Source organism: Fulvitalea axinellae (assembly GCF_036492835.1).
Classification (GTDB): domain Bacteria; phylum Bacteroidota; class Bacteroidia; order Cytophagales; family Cyclobacteriaceae; genus Fulvitalea; species Fulvitalea axinellae.
Window position 1 is genome coordinate 103,437 of record NZ_AP025318.1, and the last position, 13,293, is coordinate 116,729.

The following is a 13,293-nucleotide window of genomic DNA, read 5'->3' on the forward strand; positions in this document are numbered from 1 at the left end:
TTCCGAAACTGAGATAAATATCGGAACGGAAGGTTTTGGAATTTACCCGAACAGAGAATCTATATCGCTAGGTTTAAGCTGCTTGAGAAAGCTGCTTTCGGTGTGAATTACATCCGAAGCCAATGATTTCTTTTTTTCCTGAAGCTCAAGAATCTTTTCCTCAACAGTATCTCTGCATATTAATTTATAAGCGAAAACGGATTGCTCCTGCCCTATTCTGTGCGCACGGTCAATCGCTTGTTGTTCGGCGGCGGGATTCCACCATGGATCTATCAAGAATACGTAACTGGCTTCGGTCAGATTCAATCCGAAACCGCCGGCTTTAAGGCTAATCAGGAATACTTTTTTATTAACATCCGCTTTGAACGAATCGACAACCCGTTCTCTGTTTTGCGTGGATCCGGAAAGATAAGAATAACCGATTCCCTCTTCTTCCAACCGGGCTTTTACAAGATCAAGCATCGAAGTGAAAAACGAAAACACAAGCGCCTTGTGCCCTTCTTCGGCTATCGGTTTAATTTTTTCGAATAAGGCCTCCATTTTAATGGATTGATCCGTATAAACCTGACCTTCCTGCGACACCAAAGCCGGGGAATCACAAACCTGGCGGAGCTTGAGCAAACCTTCCAAAATATGGATATTAGCCCCTTGCATACCTGACAAAGCTATTTCCTCTTTGATTTTATTACGGTAAAGGTCTTTGTAATAATCATAAACCCGACGTTGGTCCGGAGACATTTCGCAATATTCCACAATCTCCGTTTTCTCGGGCAGTTCTTTAAGAACCTGATTCTTTTTCCTATTCAGAATAAAAGGATAAACGAGTTTTCTCAATTCGTTTACCGCCCGAATATCTTTATCCTTATCGATTCTGTTTGCGTATTCCCGCCTAAAAAAATCTAAACTGCCAAGCATTCCTGGATTAAGAAAATCGAATTGGGCGAATAGATCGAAAGTATTGTTTTCGATGGGTGTACCGGTCATAATCAGCCTATTATCCGCTGTAAGTGTACGTACCGCTTTGCTCGATTGTGTCAGTGGATTTTTTACCGCTTGGGATTCGTCGAGAACTACATAGCCGAATCTGAATCGACGTAAGAAATCGATATCTGAAATTACGATTCGATAAGTGGTGATAACCAAATCATAATTATCAAAGGTTTTCGCATTACGTGCGCGAAGCGTATCAGAATGGTCAAGATAAGTAAGGTCCGGGCAGAACTTTTCGATTTCACGAACCCAGTTAAAAACCAATGACCTCGGCACTACGATAAGGTGTGTCTGACGGGCTTCGTCTTCTTCAGCTCGATTTTGTATATTTTGAAGAAAAGCCAAAACCTGAAGTGTTTTACCCAAGCCCATATCATCGGCCAAGCAACCGCCCCAACCGAAATCGTCGAGGAAATTCAGCCAGTTATAGCCCGCTTTCTGATAATCACGCAGATCGGCCTTGACATTATGCGGAATAGCCACATCCTTTATCGATTCAAACTCTCTGAGCCTAGCTCTCTTTTCCGCTAATTCGGCGAAAGCCTCTTCGCCAGCCAAATCTTCCTCTATATTATCAAGCAGTCCGATTTGTGTGGAAGAAAGGCGCAGATCGTTATCTTTTACCTTGCCGAGCTTCAGCATACCGCTATACCGCTCAAGCCACTCTTCCGGTAAAATACCGATGGTACCGTCACCAAGACGTACGTATTGCTGACCGTTCAAAACCGCTTTCCGGATATCGGCGAGTTTGACCATTTGTCCGCCAAACTCCACATCCATTTTTACCCCAAACCAATCGATCCCGCTACTGGCGCTAAGCCTGACATTCGGACGGTTAGGGTTATATCTGAATTTTTTGAGTTCTTTAAATCCTAATACTTCGATATTCTTTTCCTTGAGTTCCTGAAAGAACCCGAAGAACCAATCGTTTTGCAAAACTTTATCGAACGAAAGGGAAAAGAACATTCCGTAAGCCTGATTCGGAAAATCGGGATGAAGTGATTCTACAAAACGACGAAAATCACCTTCGGCCTCGATATTGCGCTCAACGACATATGTGAAATCCCCGCGAAGTGAGCGGAACACCCCGCCTCCATCCATCTCGACTTCATGTTGCCAGTCGTCGGCCAATTGATAATTGAAAACAGGCTGTACCACCAAATGCTCGCCTATTTCTTTAAGCGCTATACGACCTTGTGGTGGCGCCGCCTGAATACGTTCCATTGGGACATCTATTCCCGTCATTTCTACATGGAAATGTTCGATCAACGGTAATACAAATTGCTGAACGAAAACGCCTTCATCGCGAGCGTCGAGATTATAGGTTTCAATACTGTTAAAAAGCTTTGTTAGAATTTTAGCGTCTTTGGAATCAAGCAGATAGAGCGTGTCTTCATGTTTTACGACCCCGTAAGAAAGAAGCATATTTTCAGCATTATAAGGAATCAAGTTATCCCGAAGGAGTAATGATGCGCTGAACGAAATTCGTTTTCCTTCTTCGTTCTTACTCAAATGGAAAACGAGTTCAGGAGCTCTGGGAGCCAAAATCACTTTATCCATATTTTGCAAAGAAGGGGACTCCCCTATCTTTCCATTTAGGAAGAAATGCTCAGTATCCAGCATTTCCGATCGGAGTTTGCGCAGGCTGTCAAGCATTAAAGTCCCAAATTCGGGATCAGGAAACGCTCCGGGATTTCGGCCTGTAGCAGCGGCATACTCGCTCTCGTCCATATTCCAAATTCCAACGAAGAGTTCCCGCTTGCCCAGACGGTCGGCCAATGAGAAAATCTCTTCTTCGGCGCATTCCCGAAACGGCGTGCCCAAAGTTCCGTTTTTCTTGATTTTACCCCTTAAAGGAGACAGATGCGGGTATTTATCCTTTCGCCAAAGCACACCTAAGCCATATTCCGGTTGGCTGATTTTTCCCATCGTCTTGAGCACATCCTCGGTATCTTGCCAAGGAATCGCATCTCTCACGATATTGTCCCAATTGATATATTCGGCCCGCTTCATCATCCCCGGGTCGTTTGGCCTTACGATTCCGGTACGCTCCAAATCCACGGAAAAAAACGGTTTCCATTCATCATTATTTATGTCGAAACCATATTCCTGAAGACGCATCCCTGCTTTGCGAGCCGGTTCCCTGAATTTGTGAAAAGGGTCGGAATCATCCCAATCCAGTAAGCGGTGTAATAAGCTTTTTTTATGACGACAAAATTGCCCGCTACCGCACGTGCAGGACATGCTATAGGTATCATTGTTCGGTGAGTAAGAAAAAGTCACGGTTTCGCCATGAAAACGGCGAGTTTCGTAAACCATGGCTTTCACTTTTCGCCCCGTATTATCCAGGATATTGCTGCGAAGAATATCCTTCGAGTTCTTTTGCTTTCGGAAATCGGGCTTTGCGTCACCAAAAAAATCATGGAGGAAATTCTTTGTGTCATATATTTCAAAGCTATCCTCTTTTTTGGCACTCTCCGTAGGTTCTGAAGACGTAGCCACTTCCTTATTAAGAAACTCCTGCGTCTCGTTTTCGTCCATTTTTACTTTAGAAGGTCCTTCGCCTTTCTCCAAAGCTGTTTTCAATGCCAAAAGCGACGCCACAATATGCGAACACGGCACTTTTGGTCCGGTATCACAAGAACAGGTAAAAGTGATTTTCGGTGATCCAAAATCATTGAGTACAACAACTAAAGGCTTGTCGAAAACATAGTCCACGACCTTGAAAACGGCTTTACGCTCTTCCCAATCAACGGAAAGGCGCTGTGCGTTTTCAAATCTGAAAATTAGCTCGCCTGCTTTGTATTCGACAAAATTCGACTCCTTCAGCTCTCTGAGCTTATTCTCAACATTCTTTAATTCCTGTAATAGCATGGACGTTTTTTATGGAAACCGGAACCTTGCGGGTTGCGCAAGGCATAAACCGTGAAGATAACTTTTATCCTTCGACTATGCCATTTGAAAAATGAAAAAAAACGCCTTTCAAGCATGTGATGTCAATAAATCCTCGGGTGGTTATTTCAATGAAATGAGATAAGAAAATACGGAATAATTCAACAAGACAACATCTAACTCCAAGAGACATGAAACATCTGAATTAGACATATCGTGAGGCATTATAGGACCGAATTCTATTCCAAAAAAAGACCGAAGGAATATAACTCCAACGGTCTGAAACGATCCACTTATTTGTTTTTATCGATCTGCCTAGTTTTTACGCTGTTTTCTGGCTTCTTTGGCCTTCTTTTTCAATTCAGTTTTAATCTTTTCGTATTCTTTATATTGTTCTTTGGTCAATACGGCTTTAAGTTCTTTATTCTTTTCCATTTGAGAATTACGGAAAGCGGTGAACTTTTTTCGGCGATCAGTCATCGCTCTGATTTTGTCAATCTCTTCAGCGCTTTTGCGGTTGATCTTCTCCACTTCAGGAATCTGCTCCTGAGTTAAGCTCAGCTTTTCCGTCATAAGCTCGGTCATCATTTTAACCCTTTCGTCAATGGAAGGGAGATCACGGTCTTGGTTCTGGGCGTTTACTGCAAAACCAACAAAGAGAAGCATAACGATAGCTAAAACTGACTTTTTCATATCGGATGTATTTTGTGTTCTTGAGTGATTCATTACAAAGGTATTCTCCAAGGCGCTAGACTCGTTGCTTTTTAAACAAACGCCACTTTTGGCCCTACCAACAGCTTTATGATTAAAGCTTATAACCGAAAACAAGCGTTACGTTCCTTGTCATGGCATTTGTTTCTGATGTTTCGGTATGAGTTTCATGGATTTTGTAATCGATCAGATTGTTCTGGTCAAGAACATCGTATACCCGGATTTTAAGCGTTCCTTTTCTATTTTTAAATAAAGTGGAGCCGATTGACAGGCTTAGCAAATGGACTTCGGTGTCAAGATGTGGATCGGAATAAAAGTACTGGTTCCATGTGTAATCCAGATCTAAAACCAGCCGATTCCAAGGCCTAAAATGCCCTTCAAACACAAGCTGTTGACTAAAAAAATCATTACTGTTATCGTTTAAACTATTATTGGTGAGATTATAACCTGTATATGCGGAGATATTAAAATCAATTCTTTTGGAAATATCGCTCGCTATACCAAAACTGAGAGACATAGTATTCAGGTGAGTATTGAGACTGTCACCATTAAAAACAGTAGGCATACGGCTATATTCATATCGTAATCCAGTGTTAAGTCTGCTTTTTAATCCTTGAAGAGCAAAAGAATAGTCCGTTCCCACTTTTAGATTAATGGATCCGTCCAAATTGACTGGCGTAGTTAATTGGGTTCCGGCTTTTAGTTCGACTCCATGAATCATGGTTTTCTCAGTCAAAAAATCGGTTCTCAGACCTGTAAAATTATAGCCGTATTTAAAAAACGTAAACGCAGAAAGAAAGCGCCCGCCTTCGTCCAATATCTGGTTATAACGTAGCATTCCTAAATATTGCGTTCCCAATTCCAACTCCGGATTGCCCGCATAGATATTCGTAGGGTCGGAACGGTCTGCCGCCGGCAATACCTGCTCCGGTGTGGGAACTGTCGTATTTCCCCTAAAGAAAAAGGTGAGATTTCTGTCTAGATCAATAAAGTATTTGCCAAACAGCGTAGGCAAAACCTTCCCATACTTCTTTTTATAATTTAATTCCGGATCTATTACGTCACCGAAACTATAAGCCGTATGTTCATATGCCAACCCAATATTATAAAGTAGGTGAAGACCGAAACGGCTAACCCCAATTTCGCCCCTATTGGTGTGGATTCGGCTATAAGAGTCAGCGGAAATATCAAGATCGGGAGTGGATGAAAAACCCACTGAAAGATCTTCCGGAAAGCTTTCTTGAAGAGCGTCACGCCAAGAATAGTCATATTTATAAACAAAATTCAAATTGGAGAGCATCCCTACCGGAAGTTTGTATGAAAGCCTTATTGTCGCTTGGTTATCAGACATTCCCAAATCATCAATCTGCCGTAATTTTTCTTCGGAAATCTGCTTCAAACCACCCTCGGGAGTTGCGCTTAAACGGGTAGTATTTATTTCGAAATCACGCTCCTGATTATCGGCTCCAAGCCGCATGTTTGCCAATGCGGTAAACGATTTCCCATCATCTCCGATTTTCCTTAGCCAAATAAGCGTAGTATTGGATTTAAGGGAATTATTCGATGAGCTTAATGACGTATTCGATAAATTGGTAAATGCCTCCGAATTCCCATTGCCTTCCGACCGCTCCGAGCTTTCACTTTCTACATTGCGAAAGGTAAAACGTTGGGCCAATATCAGGCGGTTTTCCGGATTAAGGTTATGGGTTACCTTAAGTTTCAATTTATGGATATTGGTCTCGGAGCCCAGAGTGTCTTTTGTTCCGAAAAAAACACTGTCGGCATAATTCCGAAGAGATTCTCTTTTTAATTCGGAATCTATATTTCCCGAAGTATAGTTTATGGAAACCTCTGTCTTTCTCCCGATCAACGTATTATAATTCAACCCGAAAGTGCGGATATCATTATCTCCGGCCATCTCACTTTCTGGGGAACTGCTCCCTGCCACTTTTTCTTCAATAACCTGCTGTAAAGACCGAAAGTCAGCGATATCAGTTTGGCTCTCATTCAGGTTATTCCGTTCTGCAGTAATTGTAAGGCTACGGCGATCGCTTATTCTGGATGTGTTTCCCTCAAAAATATAATGACCATCGGGACCCGCGCCGATACGATATTGGCCGAGCCATTGCCCTGAAACATCCGGTTTAGTAATAATATTGATAGCTTTGGAACTATTCCCGCCCGCATATCCGGTAAAGGTCGCCACCTCGCCATAGTCGTCAAATAATTCTACGCTCTGGATAGCGTCTGCGGGTAAAGCATTAAGTGCCGCTTTAGGATCATCATCGTAAAATGGCTTTCCGTTAAGGTACACTTTCTTAACCTGTTCACCCTCTGCTTCTACCTTGTTCTTCCCCACTTTTATCAAAGGAAGTTTCTTTAGTAAATCCAACCCTTTGGCTTCATCATTAACTTGAAGTGTGGACGTTTGAAAAGACAAAGTATCTCCCTTTTTCCGGACTATGGATTTGGTAGCTTCAACGGTAACTCCATCCAGTGCCCGTATTTCGGGAAACAAAATAATATTCCCTAACTGCGTTTCACCAACAATTAACGAAATAGGAATATCCAGCGATTGGTACCCAACAAAGCGAATTTGGAGAGTATCTAAAAAAACATTTTCGAAATCGGCGTTTAATACAAAATTTCCGGAAAGGTCGCTTACCGTAGCTATTCCAATTTTTTTTAATCGGATGTATCCGCCTGGGAGCGCCGCGCCATCGCTCTTGTCCAATATTTTTCCACTGATTAGACAACTTTTTCGGTCTTGAGCCACGAGTTGGCCTACAGTGGAGATCAGTGCAATTAAAAAAGATAAAATAACTTTTTCAGAACGTCTTGCCATGGTGTTTTATATTGTTACCATGGCAATTAGGCTCAAACGATTTGATGAAGAAGCAGTAGTTAAACAAACGGCGGTATTATCGCTACAAACGTTCCTCTTTCTCTTATTTCAATAATCCGTCGTATTATTCGGCACTTTCCATTAATCTCCAAGGTGGGTTAAGCCTGTTCTCTCCGGCAAAAAATAGGATCAATTGATTGCCGTCCGGATCTTTTAGCCTCGCCTCTCTCCAAAGCCAATTTTGATTCTCAGGATCTTGATCAAACTCAATACCTTTCGATTTGAGTTCGCTTACACTCTCATCAAGGTTTTCACATTCGAAATAAACGTAAATACCATCACCTTTCGGAAGCTCTTCAACCAAGTGGATCGAAAACGTAGAATTCCCATCCGGGCATTCAAACCTTGCGTAATGCGGTAAGGCCTTCACTATTAATTTCAGGCCTAGTCTTTGGTAAAATGGAATCGATTCGGATAAATCCAGTGACGGGACTGTTATTTGGTTTAAGTTCATCAAGAAGATATTAATACGCTACAATAATTATATTAGAAAACGGGCCTAGATTTCGGCCCGTTTACGTCTTTGAATAATCAAAAATTCGGTAATCCTTTCAGCAATTCGCCAGTAGCCAAAAAGTGATTACTAGCTTTGGCCCAAGAGTCCATCATTGTTGTATAAAACTCTTTATTGAAAACCCCTAAATCTTCATCTCCGTCCTTACCTAATGAAGTCATTGTGTAGGTAATCGTTGACTCGCAGGTCTTATCCGTTAATGGCTTTACATCTATTTCCAGCTTTACAAAAGTACGCCCCGGAGTGTGATGTACCATTTCCACCCGGCCTTTATCGATGTCGTATTCCGTTACGTACCAGACAGTCTGCTCTCCATGCCCTTCAGTTACGAATACGCAGTCTTTTTCAACTAGACCTGAATTACTGTAAACTACACTCGGCAACCAGTTTTCGCACCATTCCAATTCTTTTACGGGGCAGTACAAGGCCATTATTTCCGGTATTGACCCGCTGTTTACAATGTGTGACCTGGTATGTGAAACCCGTTTCGGCTTAATGATTTTCATAGTTTTTCGCTTTTGTTCTAATGTCATTCCTTTATGTGTTTCATGGCCGTGCCCGCCAGAGGAACAAGACATAAAAAACAAGGCTAGCGCATAAAGCGAAGTTGACAATGTGCTGCACACCACTTTTCCAACATTCTTACTTTTCATCGGATCAAGTTTTTCTTAACGGACAAAATCTTCACTTTGTCCTATTCCTAATTATCCGTACAAAAGTATATCGCCGACTATTCCGTTTCATTTACATTTGTTGAGAAAACGATTTCTTTGTCCGACTCAACTGGGTGGGGGTTATTCCCAAAAAATTCGCGATATGATAATGAGGTATACGATTAATCAATCCGGGGTATTCTTTTAAAAACCATTTGTATTTGGTCAATGCGTTTCCGTCGATTAATGCCATTACCCGAGCGTGATTCTGCTCGTTTAGCTTTTGAAAATGACCCAATATCACTCTCGTGAGATATGAGTCTTGATTAAAACAAGACATCACGTCCTTATAATTGGCAACGGACAATTGACAGTCTTCCAGCGCCTGAACGCTCATAGTGGCTGGAATATTCGGAATATAATTCCCCGAAACTAGATCTCCTTCCTTAAAAAAATGGGTTACGACCTCTTCTCCCTCATCATTTGGTGTATAACCCCGCAATACTCCCTTGATCACCTGACCGATCATAAAATTCTGACGTCCAGCTTTCACAAAATATTCACCTTTGAGAAGCCTAAGGTCTGAGTGTAAGTTATCCTCTTTCATAATAAAGAAAACGCTTTAGTCGCAAATGAATTATTTACGGCTAAACGCGTTCTCCGGTTTTATTGATACGACAATAAGCCTTACACTAATCCTCCCTATCAAGTTCAATAAAATAGGTTACATCAAGAAATAATCGTTTTGGCCCAGAATGGGTCTCATCTTCAGTAAGTTTCTGTAATTGCTGACTCCCGAAAGGCGATAATTTTGGTCCTGTTTCTTCATCGCCTTCTTGCAACTCCTTTAGTTGACCACCCATTAATATTCTTTGTTTAGGAAGCGGACCGAACTCTTTATGAATAGCAACACAGCAAACTTCCGAAGAATTGCCTTCACCAACCTCGTAAACTTCATATTCCTCTAAAATGGGCGTTGACAAAAACGTCATCACACCATCTATCTGAATAGGTACCTGAATCGTACCACTCAAAAGCGTTTTAGAATCAGTATGTCGAGGCACACCCGTCAATATTATATTTGTCTCAGCCTTGCCTTCGCTCGAAATCTTTTCGGGAGAAAGCCTTTGCGGACGATATTTGACATAGCTTTTTCGCATACCCTTATCCAACCGTGAGAGTACCGTTTTTTGATTTGACGGAGACAATCTGGACAAAGACATTTCCATAAATAAGACGGCTTTCGCAATATCACCAAGAAAACCACCTGCTTTTTCAACTTCAGCAGAGCTTATAACGCCGTCATGTGCTTTGGTGAAAAAATTAAAAAAACGGCCTCCATTGTCCAGCGCATCCAATGCCTCGGATAGGGATTTATATGGAACAGGGTTCTTCATTACAAACGTATTTATAAACGGAAAAAGGTCAAACACTGACTGATCATAATACAATTATCCAGCATCATTTCCCAAAAATAAAAATCTATTTCACTGTATATACAATCAGAACCGGATTATCTTTTTCCTTCACTTGGTTTGCCAAAAACTGAAATGCTCCCTTCTTTTTAGAATTACCTGAAAATGATTTAAAAGAGTTTGTGGTAATATGATCTTTTAGTTGAAAAGCGTTTACCCAACCCAAAGCCAAACTTTGTTTGCCCATGCCAGCTTCGAGTTTAATAGGTAATCCACCGTCAATATCATTTACGAGTCCCTCATTCTCTCCCCTGCCAAATACGGATACATGACCAGAATTAATATCGGTAAACATTCGTCGTATATTTCCCTTGATAGTAGAAATTCAAAAACAGGTATTTATCCGTTCCTAAAATTCCCTTAAAGACATAGTGCTTCCCCGAATTTTTCATCCAATAATGACCATAGTCTCTTGTTCTAGTAGCGATATCGAATCCCCGGTCTTGCTGATCCAATACAAATACAGGTTCATTCCTACCACCTACCCTAAAAATCGTATCAGAGTTCATTTCTTTGCAATACAGATTATTACCTGTGGTATAAAAGAAATGTTCCTTAAAAAATGCCCAGTTCCATTTTACAGTATTGAACCTAAAATGGTTTGGTCGCGAACCAACTTCATTACCATCCTTGTCCAGACAATACCAAGATACTGGAGATTGCCCACTTGCGTTACTCTGAAGGCAAAGCATCTTGTCGCCATATGCCTGTAATGACGATACTTGCTTCTTTGCGGGAAGAATTATATTCTGATGGAAACTACCATCATACTTATAAATAACAATTCCCTCAGGCTTAGCCACCCACACCGTTTTTGTCGGTTCGGATACCGTAAACGATTTTACATAAGAAAACTCTTGTGGCCCCTTACCCTTTTTTCCAACAATATTCAGAAATCGTCCGGCCTTATTAAAGCGGGCAATCTGTTCCCCATCGAAAATAAAAAAATCGTCTCGGGTAGGACACATGATTTTTATATCCGATAAGAAAACACTATCTGTTTCCAAAGGGATATACTGAATATCTGCAATAAACTCCGATGCCTTTAACTCTTCCTGCTTGTCACTGATAGGGATGACTTTAAATTCATTCGAAGGCTTACTTTCTTCACAAGAACAAATCAATAAAGGGAATAAAAGACAGATTAATGGCAAATTTTTCATGACTTGTGAGGTGTAATCAACTATGAAAGGCTAACAATCAACAATTCACTAAATTATTAGTCTAATATATTATGTTTTTCCCACAACCAACCGATTGTCCTTATTTTATACATCCAAGAAACATCTTCTCTGAGTTCCCCTTCCATTCATTTAGTTCCCCGTACCGTTCGTTTAGCTTTTCATTATATTCAAGATAAATAGTCTTTCTTCGCACAAAAAGACAGAAATGAGCAAATACGGCCATTTAGCATTCTGGGCTGCGCTTATAGGATTGCGCTTCACCAACTTATTAGGGAAAACGGGGGTTATGGAGTCCGCATTGGTTATTCTGTGCGACTTTACGGTGTATATAGCCGTGTTTTACCTATCCTCGTTTCTTCATCGCAAATACTTTAAGGCAAGTTGGGTTTCGGCTATAATCTATACGCTTAGCGTTGTGGCTACCGCCTTTTTGGGCGCCGCTTCTCTTAGGGCTGTTAACGTGGCCTTGTCTATTTTTGCGGGAATCGATCTTTCAGTAGTCGTTTATGGCGCGGGAGTTTTCAAAATCATTTTCTTTATGACATTCGGACTTTTGTTCGAATACGGAGCGGCAAAAGGAAAAGCGGAAAGGGAAACCAGGGAAATAAATCGCCAAAAACAGGAGGCTGAGCTCTTATTTTTAAAAAACCAGATGAACCCACATTTCTTTTTCAACACACTTAATAACCTGTACGGATTGGTATATCGCAAAGATGATCGCGCTCCGGATATTCTACTTAAATTATCGGAGACTATGCGGTATATAATATATGAGACTAAAAACGATACTGTACCGCTTCAAAAAGAGATCGCTTTTGTTAGAAATTATTTCGAACTGGAGAAACTACGGTTTAGGAACAAAGACAGAGTAAATCTAAAGACGAAAGGAGAATTCGCTTCACCTATCGAAAAAATCGCTCCTCTTGTGTTATTACCCTGTATTGAGAATTGCTTTAAACACTCGGATGTCGACAATCGAACAGATACATTTATCGATATAACTATCTCAGTAAACGGGAAAAGCCTTTCAATGCAATGCCAAAACTCCATTAACCTTGAAAAGGTTCACGGAGAAGGCGGTGTAGGGCTTGATAATATTCGGAAAAGAATGGAATTATTATATCCTAATAACCATACTTTTGAAACGTATACCCAAAACGGAATTTATATTGCCGATATAAATATCCCATTATCCTCATGCAATTCCAACAGCTCTCTGTAAACCGATACCCCCAACGAGTACAGCCCAAAACATGGAACATAAAATAAGATGTATCATCGTAGATGACGAACCCATTGCCATAGACTACCTCAGTGATTATGTACAGAAAACACCTCAGCTACAGCTGGTCGGAACATTTAACAGAGCCAAAGAAGCATACGAAAGCGTTGCAAAAGGAAACGTAGATCTTTTGTTTTTGGATATACATATGCCCGGGCTTTCCGGTCTCGATTTTCTCCGTACCCTTACCAATCCGCCACAAGTAGTCTTAACCACCGCTTATTCCGAATACGCATTGGAAAGCTATTCTCTAAACGTAACCGATTACCTACTAAAACCTATCGGTTTCGAACGTTTTGCTCAGGCGATCAACAAAGTCGCAAAAGCGCTTAACCAAGGGAATAAACTCCAAGAGGAACCTAAAAGGGATTATTTATTTCTAAAGTCGGGATATAAATCCGTAAAAGTTCCTATCGGCGATATCCTTTATGTGGAAAGCATGAAAGTATACGTGATCTTCCATACTGTCGAAGGCCTGCAATTCGTAAAAAACGAAAGACTAAAACATGTTGAGGCTTTACTGAAAGAACATAACTTTATCCGAGTACATAAATCATTTATGGTCTCTATGGATCATATTACCGCCTTTTACGGAAATACAATAGAAATCGGTGAAACGGAAATTCCATTGGGCCGTAGCTACCGCGAAGAGATATTACGGATATTGGATTGGAAAGGCTGAAATAA

At 41.0% G+C, this 13,293-nt stretch carries 11 protein-coding genes; 2 read left to right on the forward strand and 9 right to left on the reverse strand.

Annotation, left to right across the window (positions count from 1 at the left end):
- Positions 1 to 42: 42 nt before the first annotated feature.
- From AABK39_RS23670 to AABK39_RS23710, 9 genes are all read right to left on the reverse strand, one after another.
- The gene (locus AABK39_RS23670) at positions 43 to 3,864 is read right to left on the reverse strand and encodes a DEAD/DEAH box helicase (protein WP_338395701.1); all 3,822 of its coding nucleotides are present in this window, start codon (positions 3,862 to 3,864) and stop codon (positions 43 to 45) included.
- A gap of 333 nt (positions 3,865 to 4,197) precedes the next feature.
- Positions 4,198 to 4,575 (reverse strand): hypothetical protein, encoded by a 378-nt coding sequence (locus AABK39_RS23675; protein ID WP_338395702.1) that lies wholly within the window; start codon positions 4,573 to 4,575, stop codon positions 4,198 to 4,200.
- 112 nt (positions 4,576 to 4,687) lie between these two features.
- A complete protein-coding gene (locus AABK39_RS23680; protein ID WP_338395703.1) occupies positions 4,688 to 7,438 on the reverse strand; it encodes a TonB-dependent receptor in 2,751 nt (916 codons plus the stop codon).
- Positions 7,439 to 7,562: 124 nt separating this feature from the next.
- Entirely contained in the window at positions 7,563 to 7,952 is a 390-nt protein-coding gene (locus AABK39_RS23685) for a VOC family protein (protein WP_338395704.1), read from the reverse strand.
- A gap of 77 nt (positions 7,953 to 8,029) precedes the next feature.
- Positions 8,030 to 8,518, reverse strand: a complete 489-nt coding sequence (locus AABK39_RS23690) for a hypothetical protein (protein ID WP_338395705.1) — start codon at positions 8,516 to 8,518, stop codon at positions 8,030 to 8,032.
- Between the two features lie 238 nt (positions 8,519 to 8,756).
- Entirely contained in the window at positions 8,757 to 9,272 is a 516-nt protein-coding gene (locus tag AABK39_RS23695) for a Crp/Fnr family transcriptional regulator (protein ID WP_338395706.1), read from the reverse strand.
- An 85-nt stretch (positions 9,273 to 9,357) separates the two neighbouring features.
- Complete coding sequence (locus tag AABK39_RS23700) at positions 9,358 to 10,062, reverse strand: hypothetical protein (RefSeq protein WP_338395707.1); 705 nt, start codon at positions 10,060 to 10,062, stop codon at positions 9,358 to 9,360.
- Positions 10,063 to 10,147: 85 nt separating this feature from the next.
- Entirely contained in the window at positions 10,148 to 10,435 is a 288-nt protein-coding gene (locus AABK39_RS23705) for a hypothetical protein (protein ID WP_338395708.1), read from the reverse strand.
- On the reverse strand, positions 10,419 to 11,303 hold the full coding sequence (locus tag AABK39_RS23710) for a 6-bladed beta-propeller (protein WP_338395709.1): 885 nt from the start codon (positions 11,301 to 11,303) through the stop codon (positions 10,419 to 10,421). The genes AABK39_RS23705 and AABK39_RS23710 overlap by 17 nt, the downstream gene beginning before the upstream one ends.
- 226 nt (positions 11,304 to 11,529) lie before the next feature.
- On the opposite strand from AABK39_RS23710, the gene AABK39_RS23715 reads away from it, so the two are divergent.
- Both AABK39_RS23715 and AABK39_RS23720 read left to right on the forward strand, forming a co-directional pair.
- The gene (locus AABK39_RS23715) at positions 11,530 to 12,546 is read left to right on the forward strand and encodes a sensor histidine kinase (protein WP_338395710.1); all 1,017 of its coding nucleotides are present in this window, start codon (positions 11,530 to 11,532) and stop codon (positions 12,544 to 12,546) included.
- Between the two features lie 31 nt (positions 12,547 to 12,577).
- Entirely contained in the window at positions 12,578 to 13,288 is a 711-nt protein-coding gene (locus tag AABK39_RS23720) for a LytR/AlgR family response regulator transcription factor (RefSeq protein ID WP_338395711.1), read from the forward strand.
- The last annotated feature ends 5 nt before the right edge of the window (positions 13,289 to 13,293 follow it).

Excerpts from the sequence above, each read along its gene's own strand:
- AABK39_RS23670 (WP_338395701.1), bottom strand. The coding sequence starts at position 3,864 with ATGCTATTACAGGAATTAAAGAATGTTGAGAATAAGCTCAGAGAGCTG.
- AABK39_RS23675 (WP_338395702.1), bottom strand. The coding sequence starts at position 4,575 with ATGAAAAAGTCAGTTTTAGCTATCGTTATGCTTCTCTTTGTTGGTTTT.
- AABK39_RS23680 (WP_338395703.1), bottom strand. The coding sequence starts at position 7,438 with ATGGCAAGACGTTCTGAAAAAGTTATTTTATCTTTTTTAATTGCACTG.
- AABK39_RS23685 (WP_338395704.1), bottom strand. The coding sequence starts at position 7,952 with ATGAACTTAAACCAAATAACAGTCCCGTCACTGGATTTATCCGAATCG.
- AABK39_RS23690 (WP_338395705.1), bottom strand. The coding sequence starts at position 8,518 with ATGAAAATCATTAAGCCGAAACGGGTTTCACATACCAGGTCACACATT.
- AABK39_RS23695 (WP_338395706.1), bottom strand. The coding sequence starts at position 9,272 with ATGAAAGAGGATAACTTACACTCAGACCTTAGGCTTCTCAAAGGTGAA.
- AABK39_RS23700 (WP_338395707.1), bottom strand. The coding sequence starts at position 10,062 with ATGAAGAACCCTGTTCCATATAAATCCCTATCCGAGGCATTGGATGCG.
- AABK39_RS23705 (WP_338395708.1), bottom strand. The coding sequence starts at position 10,435 with ATGTTTACCGATATTAATTCTGGTCATGTATCCGTATTTGGCAGGGGA.
- AABK39_RS23710 (WP_338395709.1), bottom strand. The coding sequence starts at position 11,303 with ATGAAAAATTTGCCATTAATCTGTCTTTTATTCCCTTTATTGATTTGT.
- AABK39_RS23715 (WP_338395710.1), top strand. The coding sequence starts at position 11,530 with ATGAGCAAATACGGCCATTTAGCATTCTGGGCTGCGCTTATAGGATTG.
- AABK39_RS23720 (WP_338395711.1), top strand. The coding sequence starts at position 12,578 with ATGGAACATAAAATAAGATGTATCATCGTAGATGACGAACCCATTGCC.